This is a genomic window from Calothrix sp. UHCC 0171 (assembly GCF_034931845.1).
Taxonomy (GTDB): Bacteria; Cyanobacteriota; Cyanobacteriia; order Cyanobacteriales; family Nostocaceae; genus Brunnivagina.
Window position 1 is genome coordinate 36,801 of the sequence record NZ_JAYGHN010000025.1, and the last position, 22,919, is coordinate 59,719.

At 37.9% G+C, this 22,919-nt stretch carries 18 protein-coding genes and 2 pseudogenes; 16 read left to right on the top strand and 4 right to left on the bottom strand.

Annotation, left to right across the window (positions count from 1 at the left end):
- Positions 1 to 1,252 precede the first annotated feature (1,252 nt).
- Entirely contained in the window at positions 1,253 to 2,662 is a 1,410-nt protein-coding gene (gene xisF, locus VB733_RS18160) for a fdxN element excision recombinase XisF (RefSeq protein WP_323341469.1), read from the bottom strand.
- A gap of 43 nt (positions 2,663 to 2,705) precedes the next feature.
- Here xisF and nifB point away from each other — a divergent pair.
- From nifB to VB733_RS18205, 9 genes and pseudogenes are all read left to right on the top strand, one after another.
- A pseudogene (nifB, locus tag VB733_RS18165) lies at positions 2,706 to 4,091 on the top strand (nitrogenase cofactor biosynthesis protein NifB); the annotation flags it as partial.
- Positions 4,092 to 4,389: 298 nt separating this feature from the next.
- Complete coding sequence (locus VB733_RS18170) at positions 4,390 to 4,734, top strand: DUF362 domain-containing protein (protein WP_323341470.1); 345 nt, start codon at positions 4,390 to 4,392, stop codon at positions 4,732 to 4,734.
- A 131-nt stretch (positions 4,735 to 4,865) separates the two neighbouring features.
- Positions 4,866 to 6,074 (top strand): cysteine desulfurase NifS, encoded by a 1,209-nt coding sequence (gene nifS, locus VB733_RS18175; RefSeq protein ID WP_323341471.1) that lies wholly within the window; start codon positions 4,866 to 4,868, stop codon positions 6,072 to 6,074.
- A gap of 129 nt (positions 6,075 to 6,203) precedes the next feature.
- Positions 6,204 to 7,124, top strand: a complete 921-nt coding sequence (gene nifU, locus VB733_RS18180; RefSeq protein ID WP_323341472.1) for a Fe-S cluster assembly protein NifU — start codon at positions 6,204 to 6,206, stop codon at positions 7,122 to 7,124.
- Between the two features lie 262 nt (positions 7,125 to 7,386).
- Positions 7,387 to 7,536: pseudogene (locus VB733_RS18185) on the top strand (ArsA-related P-loop ATPase); the annotation flags it as partial.
- A gap of 247 nt (positions 7,537 to 7,783) precedes the next feature.
- Positions 7,784 to 9,364 carry a sigma-70 family RNA polymerase sigma factor gene (locus VB733_RS18190; protein ID WP_323341473.1) on the top strand — a complete coding sequence of 527 codons (1,581 nt, stop codon included), beginning with the start codon at positions 7,784 to 7,786 and terminating at the stop codon, positions 9,362 to 9,364.
- A gap of 285 nt (positions 9,365 to 9,649) precedes the next feature.
- Positions 9,650 to 10,930: a DUF1822 family protein gene (locus VB733_RS18195; protein WP_323341474.1), complete on the top strand. Its 1,281-nt coding sequence runs from the start codon at positions 9,650 to 9,652 to the stop codon at positions 10,928 to 10,930.
- Between the two features lie 11 nt (positions 10,931 to 10,941).
- Positions 10,942 to 13,332 carry a CHASE2 domain-containing protein gene (locus VB733_RS18200; protein WP_323341475.1) on the top strand — a complete coding sequence of 797 codons (2,391 nt, stop codon included), beginning with the start codon at positions 10,942 to 10,944 and terminating at the stop codon, positions 13,330 to 13,332.
- A gap of 24 nt (positions 13,333 to 13,356) precedes the next feature.
- Positions 13,357 to 14,076 carry a DUF928 domain-containing protein gene (locus VB733_RS18205; protein WP_323341476.1) on the top strand — a complete coding sequence of 240 codons (720 nt, stop codon included), beginning with the start codon at positions 13,357 to 13,359 and terminating at the stop codon, positions 14,074 to 14,076.
- 5 nt (positions 14,077 to 14,081) lie between these two features.
- Here the strand turns inward: VB733_RS18205 and VB733_RS18210 are convergent, their stop codons facing one another.
- Together VB733_RS18210 and VB733_RS18215 are read right to left on the bottom strand one after the other, a co-directional pair.
- Positions 14,082 to 14,471 (bottom strand): type II toxin-antitoxin system VapC family toxin, encoded by a 390-nt coding sequence (locus VB733_RS18210; protein ID WP_323341477.1) that lies wholly within the window; start codon positions 14,469 to 14,471, stop codon positions 14,082 to 14,084.
- Between the two features lies 1 nt (position 14,472).
- Entirely contained in the window at positions 14,473 to 14,694 is a 222-nt protein-coding gene (locus VB733_RS18215) for a DUF2281 domain-containing protein (protein ID WP_323341478.1), read from the bottom strand.
- 108 nt (positions 14,695 to 14,802) lie between these two features.
- On the opposite strand from VB733_RS18215, the gene VB733_RS18220 reads away from it, so the two are divergent.
- The 7 genes from VB733_RS18220 to VB733_RS18250 all read left to right on the top strand — a co-directional run bounded on the left by VB733_RS18220 (position 14,803) and on the right by VB733_RS18250 (position 21,409).
- A complete protein-coding gene (locus VB733_RS18220) occupies positions 14,803 to 15,030 on the top strand; it encodes a hypothetical protein (protein WP_323341479.1) in 228 nt (75 codons plus the stop codon).
- A 249-nt stretch (positions 15,031 to 15,279) separates the two neighbouring features.
- Positions 15,280 to 15,984: a hypothetical protein gene (locus VB733_RS18225; protein WP_323341480.1), complete on the top strand. Its 705-nt coding sequence runs from the start codon at positions 15,280 to 15,282 to the stop codon at positions 15,982 to 15,984.
- Between the two features lie 439 nt (positions 15,985 to 16,423).
- Positions 16,424 to 16,732, top strand: coding sequence for a hypothetical protein (locus VB733_RS18230; RefSeq protein ID WP_323341481.1), 309 nt, complete (start codon positions 16,424 to 16,426; stop codon positions 16,730 to 16,732).
- Between the two features lie 26 nt (positions 16,733 to 16,758).
- A complete protein-coding gene (locus tag VB733_RS18235) occupies positions 16,759 to 17,784 on the top strand; it encodes a ricin-type beta-trefoil lectin domain protein (RefSeq protein ID WP_323341482.1) in 1,026 nt (341 codons plus the stop codon).
- 136 nt (positions 17,785 to 17,920) lie between these two features.
- Positions 17,921 to 19,606, top strand: coding sequence for a GspE/PulE family protein (locus VB733_RS18240; RefSeq protein WP_323341483.1), 1,686 nt, complete (start codon positions 17,921 to 17,923; stop codon positions 19,604 to 19,606).
- Between the two features lie 252 nt (positions 19,607 to 19,858).
- The gene (locus tag VB733_RS18245) at positions 19,859 to 20,437 is read left to right on the top strand and encodes a CAP domain-containing protein (RefSeq protein ID WP_323341484.1); all 579 of its coding nucleotides are present in this window, start codon (positions 19,859 to 19,861) and stop codon (positions 20,435 to 20,437) included.
- 201 nt (positions 20,438 to 20,638) lie between these two features.
- Positions 20,639 to 21,409, top strand: coding sequence for a CAP domain-containing protein (locus VB733_RS18250; protein WP_323341485.1), 771 nt, complete (start codon positions 20,639 to 20,641; stop codon positions 21,407 to 21,409).
- Positions 21,410 to 21,759: 350 nt separating this feature from the next.
- Here the strand turns inward: VB733_RS18250 and VB733_RS18255 are convergent, their stop codons facing one another.
- Entirely contained in the window at positions 21,760 to 22,737 is a 978-nt protein-coding gene (locus VB733_RS18255) for an XDD3 family exosortase-dependent surface protein (protein WP_323341486.1), read from the bottom strand.
- Between the last annotated feature and the right edge of the window lie 182 nt (positions 22,738 to 22,919).

Below are 22,919 nucleotides of genomic sequence, written 5' to 3' on the forward strand. Positions count from 1 at the left end.
ATTTTAGAAGCAGGTAGATGTGCAAATAAATATGTCACTATGCAGTATTAATACCATCTTTTTAAGCTTTATCACTCAAATTTATTATTCTTCAAAAATCAATGTTGGATTACTAAGTAACCAAACAGAAATATTGGCGAGAGTTGCAATTGGGATATCTGTGTAATTAATTTGGCTTAATTACTTAACGGTTTCTGAACTCAGTAGGGTGTGTTTTAGAAGATACTGATTTTGCTAGCCAGAATCTGAGGTTTATGTACCTCATTTGTTGCGGAAACACTATATATGGTGGGGGATAAATGAAGACAATAGTGACAAATTTGGAATAATAGGAATAAAGATTTGTAAATTTGTCATCAAGTCAAACAGACTTTCCCCTTCATAAAACTTTGTCCTTTATAAAACTATGATATCCCAAACGACAAAAGTATCTATCCAAAGAGTGATTACAGATTAATTTTGTCTTCATTAAACGGAAAATCCGCACTTGATATCTAACTACAAAATTGACTTAAAAATATTAAAGTTAACACAAAGAAATCTTAAAGTTTTCATGAAGCTTTCCCTAGAATACTTATTCAGCAATAGTTAAGACGATTACATAGAATAAATTACAGAATCAATCGCGAATAGTATCAATTGTTGAGATAAGTATTCAAATCACAAGGATTTGATAAAGTACACAAGTAAAATAATATTGTCAATCTGTTGAAGAGTAGAAATACATTTGGCATTGCAGAATGATGAGATGATTGGGGCTGATGGGAAACGTGGTGATTATTTGTAGTCCCAAATCCGAAAATTATCCACAACTATGTAATGTCATACATCTATATAAAAATAAATCCATATAAGTATACGTGTAAAAATAAATTGAACAAGTATTGTGGAGAAGACTTTCCGGGGAGATGTTCTTCACGGAAAACTCCGGAGCCGAAAAGCCCACCTTTGGGAAATAGCAAGCGAGACGCTTGCACTACTTATTTTTACATGATTCCTTAATATCATCTGTGCCTATGGGGATATGAGGAGATAGGGGAAAGCAGAGAATTTTTAATCACAAATGTTGGCTTTGGAAATGATATCAAATTATCAAGTGCGATCGGTTATTCCATAACAGATTTTTTGGAGCCATAAACTAAATTAAAATTAGTGATCGACACAGAACAATGGTAATCAGCAAAAAAGTCTCAGATATTTTATGGGCAATGGCAGAGCGATATTTGGCTTCTTTACCAGAGGATGAAAGAAATCAGATTTTAAGCTGTGCAGAGAAAAACCGGACTCCATCAAGCTCCAAACAGGTTAAAGACTCAACCAACTCATGAAAAATAGCAGTCAGTTCAGATGGACTAGCTGCATCCCAAAACTCCTGATTCGATGCCAGCCCTCTTAAAACTCTACCTCGCATCTCATCGGCAACAACATTTAACTGAGATGATTTAATTAAGCTTTCTAATCGCTGCTCCTTATTTAAGATGACACTTTGCAAATCGGGATCATCTAACCGTTTCAAAGTTAAAATCTGCTGCTGCAACTCAATAATTTCAGGAGGTACATCTTGAATATCTTCCGATGGAATATTATTAGCGATCGCCTCTGCCCTCTCCCTTAACTTTTTTATACAAGCAGCAACGGCATCAGTTAACTTGAAATAGATTCGTGATTGACATGACTGTGTTTTTCTTGGTGGCGGATATGCAGCAGTACAGCGCAAATGCTCGTAACGCTTGCCCCCATAGGTATTGCTGACTTTCTCCATTTTCGCGCCACACACCCCACAAAAGGCAATACCCACTAGGGGATTATTTGGGTAACTTCGCCTTCCTCGTGGGTGCTTACTTAGTAAACTTTTGATTTGGTTGTGTTGTTCAACACTAATAATCCTCTCATGGTTGGATTCAAGTATCAGTGTTTTACTGGCATCATCAGGATAATATCGAACCATACCGCATAATTGGGGATGCTCTAGCCATTTGCGAAATTTTGAGATATCTCGCGGGAAATCTTCCCAACTCGAATTACCCAGACGCACAACTCCGTATTTATCGATCATCCGGCGGATAGTTCTCGCCAATTCCCCAGTCTCAATAAACATGGACACACATTCGATCGCCACATCAGCATAGGATTTACCACTGTTTCGATATTCGGCGCGATTGGGTTTGACAGTATCCCCTTCCTTGACAAAACCAAAGACAGCACGATAAATTTTACGCTTTTCTTGAAAGTATCTATGCCCCTGAATTGAGTTGTATCTATTTTTATCTCGAACTTGTGCAGACATCGCCGCTAATATTCGCGAAGTAAACAAACCTTCGGGAGTTTCCAGGTCTAATCCTCCCCCATCAAGGAAAAGCAACTCCACCCCAAATTCTTGTAATTCCTGGCGAGCGACTTCCCAGCCCAAAGCCGATCGCGTGAATCTGTCAAAACATGGCACAATGATTTGATCAATTTGATGCGATCGCACTAATTCCAGGACTCGATTATATCCCTTACGCTTCTCGCTAGCACCCGATTCGATATCCCAATGAATCTGTTCATCAGTCAAGCCATATTGTTTTAAGCGATCGATATAGCGCTCCAACCCATGTCCCTCTGTGTTTTGTCGTTGGGTGGAAACGCGACAATACCCTAAAGCCCTTGATAAATCCCGCATAGTTACAGTTTTTCATGGCAAGCCACAAGCATTATACCTAACTTGCGGATGCACAGGCAACAGCGCCACCGTGGAAATGGAAGAAAAAATCAAGGAACGCATCGCCAAGCATCCTTGTTATAGTGAAGAAGCACACCATCATTACGCAAGAATGCACGTCGCTGTTGCCCCAGCGTGTAATATCCAATGCAACTACTGCAACCGTAAATATGATTGTGCCAACGAAAGCCGTCCCGGTGTAGTTAGCGAATTGTTAACACCCGAAGAAGCAGCACAAAAAGTCTTAGTTGTTGCGAGTAAAATTCCCCAAATGACCGTATTGGGAATTGCTGGACCTGGCGACCCATTAGCCAATCCTGAAAAGACTTTCCGTACCTTTGAATTAATTGCCGACAAAGCACCAGACATTAAACTCTGTTTATCAACAAACGGTTTAATGCTGCCCGAATATATAGATAGAATCAAACAACTAAATATTGACCACGTTACGATTACTCTTAATACAATTGACCCTGAAATTGGCGCACAAATTTATTCCTGGGTTCACTACAAACGTAAGCGTTATCGAGGTGTTGAAGGTGCCAAAATTCTGTTAGAAAAACAGATGGAAGGTTTGCAAGCACTTAGAGAAGCAGACATTCTCTGTAAAGTTAACTCAGTAATGATTCCGGGAATCAACGACCAACATCTTGTTGAAGTTAACAAGATGATTCGCGAAAACGGTGCATTTTTGCACAATATTATGCCCCTGATTTCCGCACCTGAACATGGCACTCACTTTGGTTTAACTGGACAGCGTGGTCCCACATCTTCGGAATTGAAATCAGTACAAGATAGCTGTTCTGGTAACATGAAAATGATGCGCCACTGTCGCCAGTGTCGTGCAGATGCGGTAGGTTTATTGGGAGAAGACCGCAGCCAAGAATTTACGAAAGATAAATTCATGGACATGGCTCCCGAATATGACTTAGAAACCCGTCAAGAAGTGCAAGAAGGGATCGAGAAATTTAGAGCCGAACTCAAAGCCGCTAAAGAACAAATTGCTCTGGCTAACGGTGCAAATTCTAATGGAACGACTGTCAAAGAAAGAACTAAAATCCTTGTTGCAGTTGCAACTAAAGGTGGTGGTTTAGTTAATCAACACTTTGGACATGCCAAAGAATTTCAAGTTTACGAAGTCGATGGTAGCGAAGTTAAATATGTAGCTCATCGTCGAGTAGACCATTTTTGTCAGGGTGGATATGGCGAAAAAGCAACTTTGGACAATATCATTAATGCCATCTCCGATTGCAAAGCGGTATTAATTTCCAAAATTGGCGAATCACCCAAAGAAAAACTCAATAATGCGGGGATTGCAGTAGTTGAATCCTACGATGTCATTGAGAAGGTTGCTTTAGATTATTACCAAGAATTCACAGCCAAAAACTAGTAGTTAGTCGTTAATAGTGAATAGTGAATAACTAAAAACTAATTGACGATTGACGATGTTAACGGTTGACTGTTGGTGGTTACTGAAAAGCAATTACCAACACCCAGCCAGTAACATATACAACTCAAAGACTCAACTGCTAGTAATCAGGAACCGATCGCTCTATGGGTAGTTAAATAAAAATGATGATTTTATCCCAGGTAGTAAATGCCCATAAAGCGATCGCTCATTACCCATTACTTGATACCCATTACCACTCCTGCGGAGTATCGCACTGAAATTAGGAGGAGCATCTCAAATGACTTATAAGATTACCAATAAGTGTATTGCTTGTGATTTGTGCGTCCCTGTCTGTCCCACGGGTGCAATTACAATCATCGATGGGCAGCGTTCTATTGACTCCAAGCTGTGTAATGGGTGTAATGATACAATCTACACTGTTCCTCAATGTATAGCTGGATGTCCTACCTGTGATGGTTGTGTCAAAGCTCATAAAGATTACTGGGAATGTTGGTTTGATACTTATAAAAAATGTGTTGCAAAATTGACTAATAAAGATAATTATTGGGAAAAATGGTTTGCATGTTATTCCCAAAAGTATTCACAAGAACTAGAAAAAAAACGTTCATCAAAAGTCGCATAATTTGCGAATAGTTAATAGGTAATAGTTAATCTCAATGTTAATTTTAGATCGCCTCATTCATTCCCAAATCACAATTAACTAATACCAAATATTAACAATTATCTAACCCTCACTCACAAATTTTCAACACAATGAAGAAAGATTGTATTTACCTCGATAATAACGCAACTACAAAGGTAGACCCTTTAGTTGTCGAGGCAATGTTGCCCTATTTTTCCGAATTTTACGGCAATCCCTCTAGTATGCACGCATTCGGTGGGCAAGTCGGAAAAGCAGTTAATCAAGCCCGCGCACAAGTGGCAGCATTGCTTGGTGCTGATGAATCAGAAATCATCTTTACAAGCGGTGGAACAGAGGGTGATAACGCAGCTATTCGCGCCGCACTGCTGGCACAACCAGAAAAACGCCACATTATTACATCCCAAGTAGAACACCCAGCAGTGTTGGCACAGTGCAAGCAACTGGAAAGCAAAGGTTACACAGTAACTTACTTGTCAGTTAATCGCCAGGGACAAATCGATTTAGACGAACTCGAAGCTGCACTTACTGGTGACACCGCCCTCGTCTCGATTATGTATGCAAACAACGAGACTGGTGTAGTCTTCCCCATCGAACAAATTGGACTGCGCGTTAAAGAAAAGGGCGCATTGTTCCATGTTGATGCGGTGCAAGCAGTCGGTAAAATCCCGATGAATATGAAAACCAGCACCATTGATATGTTAACCATATCTGGTCACAAAATTCACGCACCCAAAGGTATCGGTGCATTATATGTCAGACGTGGGACTCGCTTCCGTCCAATGTTGATTGGTGGAGGACAAGAAAGGGGTAGACGCTCAGGAACACCGAATGTACCGGGAATCATCGCTCTGGGAAAAGCTGCTGAGTTGGAATTGATACATCTTGAAACAGCGACCAAACGCGAACGGAAAATGCGCGATCGCCTGGAACAAACTTTGATATCTAAGATTAGTGACTGCGAAATCAACGGTTACGGCTCGGAGCGCTTGCCGAATACCACTAACATTGGTTTCAAATATATCGAAGGTGAAGCAATTCTCTTCGGATTGAATCAATATGGCATCTGTGCATCTTCTGGTTCGGCTTGTAGTTCTGGTTCTTTGGAACCATCCCATGTCCTCCGGGCAATGGGATTACCCTACACAATCTTACATGGTTCGATTCGTTTCAGCTTGTGTCGCTATACCACGGAAGACGAGATAGATGCAGTGATTGCAGTCATGCCCGGTATTATCGATCGCTTGCGTGCCCTGTCGCCATTCACCGACGACAAAGCCGCTTGGTTGCAAGAACATGAGCAAACTTTAGCAATTAAGTAAGTAGACAGTCATAAGTGCTGAGTATTTGGATTTATTAAACAAATCTCACACTTATTTCTGGAAATTTACCAAATTCAACTCAACCTCTTTTTTACTCCTAACTCATCACTCCTAACTGTACAAGGGCATATGTGGGAATATACAGATAAAGTATTAGATTTGTTCTATAACCCTAAAAATCAGGGTACTCTCGAAGATACAGGCGAAGCAGGCGTGAAAATTGCCACTGGTGAAGTCGGTAGTATTGCCTGTGGTGATGCCTTAAGATTGCACCTAAAAATAGAAGTTGAACAAGATAAAATTCTTGATGCACGCTTCCAAACCTTTGGCTGTACTAGTGCGATCGCATCTTCTGAAGCCTTAGTCGAATTGGTTAAAGGTTTAACTCTCGATGACGCTCTCAAAGTAACTAATAAAGAAATTGCTGATTACTTGGGCGGTTTACCGGAAGCAAAAATGCACTGCTCAGTCATGGGACAGGAAGCACTCGAAGCCGCTATCTATAACTATCGTGGCATCGAATTGGATGCTCATGAAGATGACGATGAAGGTGCATTGATTTGTAGTTGCTTCGGTATCACCGAAAACAAAATTCGCCGTGTCGTTTTAGAAAATCAACTAACTACTGCTGAAGATGTAACAAATTATGTCAAAGCTGGTGGCGGATGCGGTTCCTGTTTAGCAACAATTGATGATATTATTGAATCAGTTCAGAAAGAAGCCGCAACGGCAAAGACGGTAAATAATACGAGTAATTCCATCAATACGACGGGTGAGTCAATAGCTCCACGCCCCCTCACCAACGTTCAAAAAATTGCACTTATTCAAAAAGTCCTTGATGAAGAAGTTCGCCCCGTACTCATCGCTGACGGGGGGGATGTCGAACTCTACGATGTAGACGGTGACATTATCAAAGTTATCCTCCAAGGTGCCTGTGGTTCCTGCTCCAGCAGCACAGCCACACTCAAAATAGCCATTGAAGCTCGATTGCGCGAACGAGTTAGCCCCAACATTGTAGTTGAATCAGTCGGCTCTCCAGTTCGGAAATAATTAAAAATTAATTACTCAGCACATTCTCGAAGCAGGCGCAACGCCTACAAAAATTATTAGTTAGCACTCCTCTAAAACAATGCAAAACACAACTAATTTGATTGCGGTTGAGCGTCCGCCACCGTAAAAGGCAACGTTCATCGTGCGAAGACGCATCCGAAGCGTCCGTAAAATGCGATTGTACTCATCACCTACAGATGCGATCGCAATCTTTAAACAAACAGACCCACCAAATCAACCAATTGCAGGAGAATAGGTCATCATGTCCGACGAAAGAATTAGACAGATAGCATTTTACGGAAAAGGCGGTATCGGTAAATCTACAACCTCGCAAAACACCCTAGCTGCAATGGCTGAGATGGGTCAACGCATTATGATTGTAGGTTGTGACCCTAAAGCAGACTCAATCCGTTTTTATTAAGTAAACACACATAAAAGACCAAACTTGACCTAATATCTTCAATAAATTAATAAAAATTAATAATACTTCATTATTCTGAGGCTATCAGGACAGCAAAGTCATGATGTGAAAATTTATTACTCAATTTTATGTAAATTGACAGTGTCCTAGATCATAGCAGCAAACTTATCTTTTTTATACTTTCAAGTAAGTATAATTCCATAATATATTTATTGAAAGTAATCGCTTATCAGTCAAAATGCTAAATCAGATACCGACACTACCAAATCCTGATTACTTCGTTCAGAGATTTTATCTGTACATGGTTGTAGATCAAAAAGTTAGTCGTGCAGTAATCCAATGGAAGCCAGAATTGCATTTACAACGTAATATTAAACTGTATCAAATTAAACATGATTATTTTTCAAGATTATTGAATCAAGGCAGCGATGCTCGGAAGGAGTCACTTTGTGAACACGAGATGGTGCAGTTTTGGATAGATATGGCACTAAATGATTTTCCTGCCAAGCAAGCTTGGGAGCCTGAAAACCGAGTTAAAAAAGCATGGGAACATTTGACCTTGTATTGTGAGGAAAGCTGTTATCGTGCCGCTTCGCAAGTGTGGAAGGATAGTAAATATCACTGTTGGGAAGAATATATTTTTCTTGCCCGATGTCTAATTTACAATACTGAAAAATTTCAGAAGATTTTGGCTAAGTATGATACTAGGGCTTCGTCACTTCATACTTACATGACTGAAGTTTTACGCAAAACGATTAAAGATGAAGGTGTTGTTGCCAAGTTCTCGAAATGGCGGTTATTGTCTAAAAAGAGCAGCAAGGAACTTAGCGAAGCTCTAATTAGATATGGAATATTTGAGCCGGAGATTTCCAGATTTTTGTTTGCCCGCAAGTATTTTAAGCAGGTTTATCAAATTAATAAAATCCAAAATCCGGCAAATAGAAGTGGACAACGTTGGGTTGAACCAGATAGCAATGACTTTCAAGAAGCTGCACGGTGTTATAATGGGGAAAAGAATTTGGCGATCGCACCTCACCAAGTTGCTGCTGGGAAAAAGGTGACAGGGGAAGAATTACAAGCTTGGATGGAAATCTGCATTGCGGCTTTGCAAAAGTATCCTAACTCGATTAATCCCAGTATTTCCCTAGAAGTATTGAGTGCTAGTGGACGTGAAATTGAATTTGTTGGTGTTTCTCATCCAAGTCGCCATCTGGAATTTGAAGATTCGTCACTGGAACCAGGAAATATATGCAAGCAGACCGAAACTGTATTAATAACTGAGCTACTCGCACTTAATCCCGATCAACAAGAATTATTGTACCTTTATTATGGGTTGGGGTGGAATCAAAAAGAAATTGCTGCTAAATTTGCAGTTACTCAAAGTGCGATCGCACGACGTTTGCAAACTATTGAAAAAAGATTAGTCAATACTTTATATACTTTAAAAAGTCCGCCCCAATGGGTGACATCATACGTTAAAACATGGCTGGAGTCTAGTTACGAAACTCCTAAGTATACTGATTTAATCCATGTTGTTTTGGTTGCAACCATTAAAAAGTTAGATGTAAAAGTCAAAGACTTGTTACATATGTACTATGGTCAAAAATTGGATGTAAATATAATTTGCGATCGCTTGGGTATTACTCTTGATGAAGTCACTGAATATTTACAGAAAACTCAATACCAGTTAGAAACTGCATTAATTCAGGAAATTGATGTAATGCTGAAAAAGTATCTCAATATATGGTTACGTAAAATGTGTAAGCATCATATTTCCAAGCCCAACCAAAAGCAAAACATATTAGAAACAATTTGTTAAATAAGATTTTGGATATCCGGAAATACATTTACTATATGATAGTAAGTAATTTCATCAAGTCAGAGGTTTCTATTGGTAGCATAATTGCATGACATACTTCCCAACTATAACTTTACCTACCAAAGCAGTAATCGTATGAGCAATAGCATAACTGACTATTTTCAGGGTTTTCGTAAGACAAAGTTGTCTATGGAAGCAAAGTCAGCCGCAAGGACTATTAACACCCTCAAAGCTTATTAGTTGAAATTATCTATTTGAAAAACATCAAAAAAGGAGGTGATTTCGATGTGCAACCCGAATAAATTGGAGTTAAATTTTAGGAATGAATCGAAATTATATATTTCCACACTAAAACAGCAACAACTTTGGGAAAAGTCACAGGCATATTCTAATGGTATTGCTCGTTATAATGCATACCTAAATTATATTTCGCTTCACGCTTTTTCTGACTGGCTAACCGATTACTTAGGGGAAGAATTTTCACTCTCTATTGATTTTTTTATCAGTGAAGATGACTTGCTTAGTATTTGGGAATTAGTGAATGGTAGTGCAATTAAAATTGGGAATCAGCGACTAGTAATTATCCCTATAGAAAGGGGAGATTTAGAAACAAGAGAAACAATATCTGTACCCCAAGAATGGGTTGACATACCCAACTGGACAGGAGATTATTACATCGCTGTAAAAGTAGATTTGGATGTAGATACAGATGTTTGTGCTTTAAGTTTGTGTGGTTTCACGACACATCAACAACTGAAGAGCTTGGCACACTATAATCAATGCGATCGCACTTACGTATTACCAGCAGAGCAATTAAGTGAAAATATGAGGTTAATGCAGGTAATATTAGGTTCAAAAATACATAAAGAAGTTTCTGAATTGCCAGTCTTAACACACCAAGAAGCAAACAAATTATTAGAATTATTAAGTAACAATTCAATTTATTCACCTCGATTGCAAATTGATATCCCATTTGCCCAATGGGCTGCATTAATCAGTAATCATGAATGGCGACAAAGACTTTATCAGCAACGAAATTTTGGCATTATTGATATTAATAAATTAGAAAAAATCGATAGTATTGAGAATACTAACAAATTAAATAAATGGTTTGATAATATTTGCGATCGCGGCTGGCAATCTCTTGAATCAATCCTCAACGCGAGTTCAGAAAGTCTTGCATTTAACTTTCGACATCATCAACTTGCGGTGAGTAATGAATTATCAATTGCCGGAATTAAATTAATTGATTTAGGTATGGAATTGAGTAATCAAACCCTGGCATTACTTGTTGGTTTAACACCGGAAACAGACACAGAAATTGCTATCCGTGTCCAATTACATCCCGCTAGTGGAAACACATATCTTCCAGAAAATGCCAAACTTGCACTACTCTCAACAACAGGCGTAACACTTCAAGAATTCACATCACGCACGCAAGATAACTTTATTCAACTTAAGAGATTTACTTGTAAAAGAGGTAAATCATTTAAAATTCGGGTTATTTTCCAGGAATTTAGTTTGACTGAAGCATTCACAATCGAACCCATTGAGAATATCAACTAAAATATAAACTTATGAGTAAGCTAGTTATCTTAAATTTGGGCAAAGGTGACTTGAATTCTGGGTTTCCTTTTGTGACGCTGCAAATTCAAGATAAACTCTGTCAAAGATGGTGGCAATTCCAAGGTAGTTTACCTGCAAATTCGAGCATTTCTGAACTTTACTATCGTTGGCAATTACTATATCAATTATTTTATGAAGCACGCACAATTAATATTGGCTTGCGTCACTCATCATCAGATGAAATTGGCATCAAAATTGATGATGCTGATGTCACACATTTTTCAGATGTAGAATTCTCAGAGATTAGTAGTCAACTACAAAAGCAGATTAACATTTGGCTTGATGCTGAGGGGTTTCGTAATATTGAGCGACAACTAAGAATGGAATTAGTTGCTGATGAATCAATTCAATTTATTCTCCAAGCTGAAGATAAGCAAATAAGGAAGTTACCCTGGCATGTTTGGAGCTTTTTTCAAGATTATTCTCAGGCAGAATTAGCTTTAAGTGCGATTGAATTTAAACCCCTTAAAAAGACTTATAATTACCAAAATACAATTAAAATTTTAGCCATATTAGGTGATAGTACAGGAATTGATATTAATACTGATAGGAAAATATTAGAAAACCTACCAAATAGTAGGACAGTCTTTCTAGTTGAACCAACCCGTCAGCAATTAGATGAACTTCTTTGGGATGAACGGGGATGGGATATTCTTTTCTTCGCTGGGCATAGTAATAGTAAAATTGAAAGTGATACTGAAACTGCTTATATTTGCATAAATAAAAATTTTAGCCTCACTATACCTCAGTTAAAAAATTCCCTCAAAAAAGCTGTAGACAATGGCTTGCAAATAGCAATTTTCAATTCATGTAATGGCTTAGGTTTAGCACAAAAACTAGATGATATACATATCCCTCAAGTAATTGTGATGCGAGAACCCGTGCCAGATAAAGTCGCTCAAGAATTTTTAAAAAACTTCCTCAAAAACTTTGCATTTGGTCAATCATTTTATTTATCAGTGCGACAGGCACGAGAAAAATTACAAGGGTTAGAAAGTGAATTTCCGGGAGCTAGTTGGTTGCCAGTAATCTATCAAAACCCAGGTGCAATATCACCCACATGGGAAAACTTATCTGGTAAAGATAAAGAGAAAAATCAATCTTTTCTATTTCCCAAACGTAAATTAAAACTAAATTTAAAATCAGTCTTTGCTCTCAGCATCACACTTACCACTCTATTAATAGGAACTCGCAGTTTCGGCATATTTCAGAAATGGGAATTGCAGGTATTTGATCATTTTATGCAAATGTATCCTTTAGAAGAACCAGACAAACGTTTGTTAATTGTTGGTATAGATGAAAAAGATATTCGTACCTATGGCTATCCCTTACCTGATGCAGTATTATCAAAACTTTTAGATAAATTAAAAAAGTATCATTCCTCTGCGATCGGCTTAAATATTGTCCGTGATTTACCTGTTCCCAATCATGATATCATCGGACATCAATCTCTGGTAAATAATTTCCAGACTAATTCCCAATTAACTACTATTTGTGCATTTAATAATAGTAGCGAACAAAGTATTGCACCCCCACCAAAAAGCAAAGAAAATCAAGTTGGATTTGTCGATTTATATGATGATAGTCTGCAAACTCACAGCCAAGATAAAACAATCAGACGCTATTTACTATCTCGTAGTGAAAATCCTATATCTCAACCATCTTCCTGTAATACTCAATATTCTTTAGCATGGCAGTTAACATATAATTACTTTAAATATAGAAAAATTCCCGTCTCCGTTATCAAAAACGACTGGAAATTTGGTTCTTTAATTACCAAACGATTGCAAAATCAGAGCGGAAGTTATCAAAACTTAGATGCTGCGGGGAATCAAATCCTGATTAAATATCGTCACATTCGACAGCCAGAAAAAATAGCTCAACAAGTCACTCTCAGAGATATTTTGAACGAAAATAAAGAGACTTTTGACCCTAATTGGATTAAAGACAGGGTAATTCTCATCGGCGTTGTTGCTTCCAGTATAAAAGATACTCAGCAAACACCTTACGGCGAAATGCGATCGCTCCATATCCATGCTCATGTCACCAGCCAAATCCTCAGCGCCGTCGAAGATAACCGCGTGATGTTGTGGTGGTTGCCAGAATGGGGGGAAATTCTGTGGATATTTTCCTGGGGTTTTAGCGCAACTACAATAATTTGGCTCATCAAAAACCCACTACATCAGAGCTTGGCACTTTGTATCTGCGGTACTATTTTATACGGAAGCTGCTGGATTATATTTAGTTTTGGTGGATGGATACCAATTTTTCCTGCAATCCTCATAATAGTTGCTGCTTGGGGTGTTAATTATTTAGCGTTAGCAATTCGCAAAACTTCATAATCATCTCTAAATCTAAAATCAAGCATGAAAACTCAAAGATTCTTCAAGTTTATCTGCCCTGCTGTATTAATATTGACAGCGCAGTTGCTTGGACAAGCAGCATCACCACCATCAAAACCAGCATCAAAACCACCACCAGCACCCTCCACAGGTACACCAAAGGGGAATTCCACACCCGGAACCACCCGTCCAGAAATGACTTGCAAACAAACTGCCCAGCCCCTCACAGCCCTCAATGCCAACAATGGTAGTGACTTTACCATATCTGCGAATCCTAGTTTTTGGTTTTACGTACCATATACCCAAGAGGATATCAAACACGCAGAATTTTTATTACTTGATGGACGAGAAAGTACGACAATTTACCAAACAGAAATTAAATTAGCAGCAAAACCAGGACTAATTCAACTTAGCTTACCAGCAAATTCCCTCCAACCCAATCAAACTTATCGCTGGTACTTGATGGTGAATTGTCGTGCTAGTCGTAGCAATGAACCGGATGCCGTTGTCGATGGTTGGATACATCGCAAAATGCTTGATGATTATCCCCAGAAACACAAATCACAAAAGCTAGATTTTTATACAAAACATCATCTTTGGTATGATGCGATCGCACTTTTAGCGCAACAGCGTTTTCAGTACCCAGATAACCCGGAAATTCAAGCAGCTTGGAACAACTTACTGAAGGTTTTGGGTAAAGAGTCGGTTGCACAAGAGGAATTTGTCGGGAGTGCAGTACCTTGAAAACCTCAATCCCATAACCTTTGAATGGGATAATCATCAAACTTCACATCTTTGCTAATCACAACAAGGGAAAGATTTATGGCTTGAACAATTAACATTCTATCAAAGGGATCACGATGATTTGAAGGAAAATTGAGTGTTGAAGATAACTCAATATCTTGAGTAAGAATAGGTAAAATTTGAATATTGCTATATTGTAGTTCTTTAAATAAATCTTCAATCGGTCGATAAATTTGTAACTTACCTATATTAATTTTAATGGCAATTTCCCAAAGACTAACGATACTAAAATACAGGTTTTCTCTAGTATCAATAATACCCTTGGATTTGAGCGATAGATTGCGATCGCCTAATAAATACCAAAGAAAAGCATGGGTATCTAACAAAAACTTCATACTACATATATTCCGCAAAATCTTCTAATGGTTCATCAAAATCATCTGAAATAATTATTTTACCTGCCCAACTACCATAACCCCTCTCAGATTCGATCTTTTCTTGAGATTGTTGATTATTTGGATATTTTTCTCGTAAATATTCTGCATAATGTAATAGTTCTCTCTTGAGGGATTCAGGCAAATTAACAACCACTTGGAATAAAGCTAGCTCGGTATTCATAACTTGTATTTTCCAACTCAATAATACAGGAAGCTGTAGGAAGTTAAGGGTATAGGAACTTGCTCAGATAATGGCGAGCTATGTTCTATTATATAACTAGGTGCAGGTATGGGAAGATTTGTTCGCGCAAGCGTATCCAAAGGACAGAAAGAATCCATCAATTTATTTTTAGATCGCAAAGTTGCAAAGCTATCCGCAGGAATCGCACTTTCAGCACAACAACGTTTTCAGTACCCAGATAACCCGGAAATTCAAGCAGCTTGGAATAACTTGCTGAAGGTTTTGGGAAAAGAGTCGGTTGCACAAGAGGAATTTGTAGGGAATGCAGTACCTTGAAAAGTAAGTGAAATAAAAATACAGGTTGAATACACTAACCCTCATATTTAGACTAAATGGTTCCCAATTAATTACTAGAAGGTACTACAACCTGTGAAAGCAGGCAATCAATACCGCTTCGACATGAAGATGCGCTTGATTTTCAATCGTGAGACTTTAGATGTAATTTCTCTACGAGATTATTTTTGTGCGTCTATACACAGAATTTGATATAAAAAACCTCTAGTTTAACCATCTACCTGTTTAAATATGTGCGAGAAACATCTAAATATTTTGCTTTTGGCAGCGATGCAAGCACCACCTGACAGTTTAGAAAGGAGGAAAGCTTTACATCGTTTGTTAGTTAATCTTCAAAAATTACCTGGTATTGCTAAATCTTCTCATCCAGATTATCCAATTGCCTTGAGCAATACTTGGCAATGGGTTTGTCGGAATATTGATAATTTCGATGTAGGTAAATCATCGATTCAAGACATTATACTTGAAGATGCTTTGGTTAATTGGATAAATGGTTATCTGCGGCGAAGAATTCAAGATTTGTATTTGGATAAAGATACAAAAATTCTTAGTTTAGATGCTTTCAATCAAGATGATTCTGGGAATCAATTGAGCAACACATTGGAGTCGAAATTAGTGGCTCCTACTCTTAGCGGGTTGGATGCAGAAATTGAAAAAGAAAGACAAAAATATTATAAGAAAATAGCTGATGAAATCAGATTATATATTGAAAGAGACCCTGATAATATCTTACAGAATAGCCATATTAAAGGAAATACTCAATGCAACTGTCAGTATTTGAGTAAAAGATTACTGTTAAAAAATAATCCTGATAGTTTAAAAACAATATCTCAAGAATTAAATACTCCTTATCAGACTATTGTTACGCGCTGGTCGCGTCGTTGTTTACCTTTGTTAAGAGAAACTTTTGAAAAAATTGGATATCAATTAATTTAAAAATAGTAATATATTGCATTTTTAAATCATTAGATATAATCTTTGACTTTAGGGATATGTGTATCATGTCCCTATATTTTTATTCTTTGTATTAAAATCAATAAAAAACTAAAGATAGCGTGATATTACGTATAAGCATCTTTATATTAAATTCAAATTTTATTATGGCTAAAACACTATATATATTAGTCTTAAATCGATATATATACAGGATTTTGGAGAATTCCATAAACAAATCAAATAATTCATCTCAACTTTAAATAATTAGTTTTTTGCTAGTGATATATAAATAAGATTAAGCACAAAGTAAATCTTCAAATTGAAGAGAGGCTTTGGAGTGCATAATTTGAAACCATGAACCTTAAGAAAGTTGATTTATAGCCGGTAATTAGCAACTATGAAACCAAATCAGCTACTGATTAAACTTACTAAGTTGATTATGGCATCGAGTTTGATCATGTTACCTAATATATTTATCGTCACAGATAAAGTATATGCTGGTGGCTATGATACCCCTGAAGAACGGAATTTAAAATTGCTAAATAATTCTCCATTCTTGAGTTGGAAAACATGGGAAAAGCCTTATATGTCAGGAAATAACTTATGTAGAAATAAACATGGCAATGTAATTTGTTTGTCCATCAAAAATGCAAAAAAAGTTGGGGCACACGTTTATTCACCCCAAAAACCTTCTACTTCTCTAAAGCCTCAATACCAATATAGCGATCGCAGCTTAAATCACCCATAGTACAACTTTTTCATAATTCAAATATCATGTCTAACAACAATCATCAAACTACCTCTGCTAAAACTAAATTTGTCAAAAGTATTGAACATAAAAACCCAAGAAATTACCAAAACATGTTGAATAAAATCTGCACATTTATCGGTTTAATGGCTGCTGCATCTACTTCTATTTTTGTTTCTGCATTACCAGCATCAGCCCAAAATTGGCAAACTTTCTCTGTTCGTGAAGGAATGGGGTTAAATACAAATAACCAATTTCGACGTATTGATGGTCAACCCAGAATGTCAATTTATCGGCTGAATAACAACGATTCTGATCAGCAGTTTCAGATATTACCTGGTAGTCGTGGTGGAGTTATGCTAAAGCATCGTTCTACTGGTAATTGTTTAAATGCTTATCGTACTGGCAATGGTTCAGAGATAAATGTATGGCCCTGTAATCCTGCTGATTTAGATCAAAATTGGAATCTGATTTCTGTTGGTGATGGCTTTAGCTTAATTCAACGAGTAGGTACAAATCGATGTGTAGATACTCCCACAAGGGATAATCAAGGAAGAGTGCATCTGTGGGATTGCGATCGCAATAATGCCAACCAGCGTTGGAAGAGTAGTTCTATTATTCCCTCATCAGCTTGGAGACTACCTTGGCTTGCAGGACGCACAGGCACTACTACTCAAGGCTGGCATCGCGATGGTTATGGAATGAGTTCAATTGACATCGGACTTCCTCCTGGTACTCCTGTCGTTGCTCCAATCGATTCTACTGTTGTACGTCAGTGTAACGCAGGCAATAATCATCGTGCGATTTTGCTACAAGCTTCTAATGGTCAACGTTATAGTATGATTCATGTCACTACAGCCAATATTTGGAATGGTAGAACCTACCGTAAAGGTGAGCAGATGGGGGTTGTGGCTGGTGACAAACCTCGGAATAGTTGTGCTAAATCTTATGGTCCACATTTGCATTTTGGACTTCCCAGTCAGAACTTAAATATTGGTGGCTATACTATCTCTCCTACTTTTATACCTCGCTCTATGACAGCACAAAATTAAAATTGACAATTGTCTAAATTTCTCACTGGAGAATGACTCTCAGGACTCAGATGACATTATTCAGTCAATCTGAGTTTATTTTTGATAATTTTGAACAACTACAATACCGTTTTTTATTCTTTTTAAAAACTAACTTATGCCCGCATCAATCATCGAAAAACTTAAACAAAAAGAACTTAATATCGAATCAGCACTACAAACATTAATAGATATAAAATCAGGAACTATTAATCTAGAATTACTCGATGCTGATGTTTCCTCACGTTTTTTTCGCTCCCTTAAAAACCCCTCTTCTTTTCCTCCGATTATCCCTCTTCTACTGTGGCAAAATTGCTATTACTTGGGATGTCCGGTAAAAATCACCAAAGAAACTTACCAAATATTGTGTCAACGTCTTGGCACTAACATTAAAATTGTCCCCATCAGTGAAAAAAGCTATAGCGATTGGTACAGATTACAAAATTTAGATCGCAACTGCATTAATGGCGACAATAATATAAATCCCCTGACTGGAGAAGTTGAACAAGAAAACATCACAGAAATTGCTGAACTTTATCTTTCCCGAACTGACGACCAAATTGAGCGGATAAAAACGATTATTTCATCTGCTTTACGCAATCGCGCTAGCGATATTCACCTCGAACCAACAACCGAAGGGTTGCGAATTCGCTATCGTATTGATGGAATATTGCGTCATGTAACTACCCTACCATTAGATGTCAGCCGTAAAGTCATTGTCTCGCTGAAAGTTATGTGCGAAATGGATATTGGTGATAGTAGACGACCCCAAGATGGTAGAATCGGTGAGAAATATACAACTCAACAGCAGCAGGAACAGGCTTTAGACCTACGTGTCAGCACTTTACCTTGTGTCAGCGACAAAAAAGGTGAACCCGCAGAAAAAGCTGTATTGCGATTGCTAAGACAGCAAAATACTTTTCAAACTATTGATGATTTAGGATTTACTACCCATACTCGTCCAATCTACGAAAGCTGGTTACACCAACCTCAAGGGATGATTATTCTAACAGGTCCCACAGGCTCGGGAAAAACTAGCACTTTATACACAAGCTTGCAAGCGATCGCTACCGATTCTGTTAATATCGTGACGGTGGAAGACCCAGTTGAATATGTTCTTCCTGGTATTACCCAAACTCAAGTCTGCGATGCAGCGGGAATGACTTTTGCGGCAGGTTTACGTGCTATCTTACGACAAGACCCAGACGTGATCATGTTGGGAGAAATTCGGGATGCGGAAACGGCAGAAACAGCAGTCCGTGCTGCACTTACAGGTCATTTGGTACTAACGACGCTACATACTAACGATGCGGTGGGTGCAATTCCTCGTCTGAAAGATATTGGTCCCGATCCTGGTTTAGTTAGTGATGCTCTGTTGGGTGTGGTTGCACAACGCTTAGTGCGTCGAGTTTGTCCCCACTGTGCGGAACCTTATACACCCACAGAAGCTGATTTAAAAGTGCTGGGTTTAGATTGGGATGAAGCACAACCACAGCAATGGAGACGAGGTAAGGGTTGTCCAAAGTGCTTTAATTCTGGATATTTAGGACGGGAAGCAGTAATTGAGTTGCTGAATGTTGATGAGACAGTACGGCAAATTATTTACGAAGGTACGATGACACAACTACATCATCATCTCAACGAGAATCGTTTTGAATCTTTCCGTGTTGCTGCAATTAATAAAGTCATTGCAGGTTTAACAACTATCGAAGAAGTTCGTCGGGTGTTACCACAGAGTGCATTGTATAAAAAGCCAGTCTCTGGACAACGTATGGGACAAGTTGCATTTTTGAATGCTTCTTAATTTCGGGAAAATCAATATCAATATTTTAGCAATCCTGGGTTAGATGCGATCGCGCCTAACCCAAACACCTTAATTCATCAATTAAGTTATAAAAAAAACAGATAATTCCAATATATAAATTATAAATAACATCCTCCTACAACTAAAATAATTAATCTTAACTTTAAATATTTTGATGATTTAACAATGATAAATAAATATGCATAAAAATTCTCACCTCGAAAAAATTGTTAGCACATAAAAATTGAAAATATGAACTCAAAAAAAATTGTTTCCGTACTGACTACTGTAATTATAATCTCGTCTGTCGGTACTGCTATTCATGCGATTAGCTTTTTTAGTCCTCTGACTCAAGATGCTCAAGCATTCTTTTTTCGCAGAAGACGTAAACCAAAACCTCCATCTATTCAACAGAAACAACCTACTACCCAAAACCAAAGTGAATATAATTCCGCACTACTCGAACTAACAAATGCCGAACGACAGAAAGCAGGATTACCTCCTTTGAGATTCTCTTCTACATTAGGTCAAGCAGCACAAGATCATGCAGAAGATATGGTTAGAAACAATTTTTTCGACCACGCAGGTTCTAACGGTTCTCAACCAGCACAAAGAGCAAAAAAACGTGGTTATTCCTCTAGCTATATAGGAGAAAATATTGCAGCAGGAAACACTACACCGGAGGAAACTATCCGTCAATGGATGAATAGCTCTGGACATCGAGAAAATATTCTCAGTGCTAATTATACGGAAATAGGCTTCGGTTACGTTAAAAATTCATCGTATAAATACGGGCATGTTTGGGTACAAGTTTTTGGCAGTCCAAGATAATAATTTGCTATTTGCTCATTGCCAAATTTATGGGAGATGTGCGATCGCTATTTATTGATCGAGCCAATAATTTAACCTACCTGTAATCTCCAAAAATCAAATAGCTCGAACTCCGTGGAGATGCATATATTGTATCTCCACCCAGACTCTTGACCAGATTTACTGTCGAAAATAATTTAAAACCTTTTTACTTTTTATAAGATGCATAAATTTAATTTTTTTCCTGTTGCTTTAGCATCCATCATCACGATCTCTTTCTGTAATCATCTACAATTAAAATACGCAAATGCTCAGTCTCTAGCTGAACCGAATGCTGAAGTTAATCCAGTTGCAACAACAGATAATAACTCCGAATTATTAGCTTTGTCCCATGCCAATTACCTATCCCAATTGGAAAAAGAGGTAATTGTAGAAATGAATAAAGTGAGAAGAAACCCGAACTCCTATATTCCACTCATGGAAGAGTATAAAACACGCTTCCAAGGAAATAGGGTTCGAGTTGGCAAACGTCAAGTCATGATAACAAAAGAAGGTATCGCTGTTGTTAACGAAGCGATTGAATTTTTGAAACAACAAGCTCCAGTTAGTGAACTTTCTCCTTCACAAGGAATGTCTTTAGGAGCGAGAGACCATGCAAAAGACCAAGGTGAAAACGGCTTATTCGGTCATTATGGAAGCGATAAAAGTGACCCTTTTATTCGCATTGGACGCTATGGAAAGTGGAGAGCGATCGCAGGAGAAAATATAGCCTATGGTTACACCACGGCAGACAGTATCGTCATGCAACTGATAATTGATGATGGTGTACCTCATCGCGGTCACAGAAAAACTATGTTCAATCCTGATTTTAAGATTGCAGGAGTTGCGATCGGCGACCATTCGGTATACAGAACTGTCTGCGTAATTACCTATGCAGGTGGATATGAGGAAGGTGTAAAATCTCAAGAGCAATCTTTACAAACCGAATTTTGAAAACAATAATTTTTAACTTTCATTGGGAGGTCTAATTCCCCTGCAACTATCGTTTCAGCGTGTTTTGTGTCGGGGTTAAATCCCCGTTACAAAACATAATTGCGTAGCATGATCACTCGCAGGGTACTGCGAATTGCGAATTGTTTTAATGTTACATTCTGAAAATTTCAAATCATTGCAAATGCTAAACTCTGCCCATAATGGTCATGTGTAATTAATTTTCAACAACCACTTAGTCGGTAGTGTGAACGCTCCACATCAAGAGTAGGATTATCTAATTAAAATTGAAATAGTAGGGTAGATATTATGTCTACCCTACTATAAATTTGGCTGAATTGAGTTACTTATAATTAAATACGTTTTAATCGCAAAACTCGCTTTCCTCCAAGCAATGCAACCATTATCAAACCAGCGATCGCAGATGGTTCAGGTACAGATTCAATTGGTGGTAATGTGACTGGAGGCTGTGGAGGTGTCACAATTTTAGGTATAGGAACATCAAAGCGACCTCGTAGCGCGATCGCATCATTTAAACACTCTTCAAATAAGCTAGCTATAAAATTACCGCTTGGCAAAAGAGATCGAGAGAACTTAAAGCCAAATAGCTGAGAACCTTGGAACAGACCTTGACCAAACCCTGCTGCATATAGCGAGTTGCTATCTAAAAGCTCAACATCACCAATGCGATCGCCTAAAGCAATAACATTAGGGACTGCTTCTCTATTCCCAGAATATGTGTAGCGACTACCCCAGTAGGAGTCATTCCAAGCTAAATCTCCAACATTAGTTGTTTGCTTTTGCTGTTGAGTTGGTAGGGAATTGTAGTGACGACCAAAATTCAGATAACCTGCGTTTTGACCCTGAACTCCAACACCATACACATTGTTGTAAATACCAAGTCCAACTTTGGAATCATTTCCAGGTGCAAATCTCACACCAAATAGCTGCCGATTATCGTTAGAAGTACCAAATTCACGATTACCAGAAAAGTCGAAGAATAAGTCACCCCAACCGATATTACCATTTGATATGTTATAACATTGCCCTCCACTACAGATTCTTTGGGAAACATTGTAACCATCTCGACTCATATTGGAGTTGATACCAACAAATACATTATCACCATCATCTTTAATCCCAATTCCGAAAATGTCATAATCACGAGCAGTACTCGAACTCAGATAATCGCCTACAGCATCACGAGCATACATCCAATCAGCAGCAAAAGAAGCTTTTTGTCCAGCTAATATAAATGCTAAAGGTAGTATGAAAAAAAGTGAATTTATTAATTGCTTTGACTTGGTTTGATGATTGCAGTTTATAGGCATAGTAGATAGATCAAACTCTTTGATAAGTGATTTTAAGTCCAGATAAATTCAGGCAAATTGTTTTCAAATTTCGAGAAGATTCATTGTTGCCCGATAAGTCAAAGTTAATTGATTTTTACAAATTTTGCAATTGAAAAAATGTGAATTCCAATGAAGAGTTTTTAAAGATGAATTGATGCTTT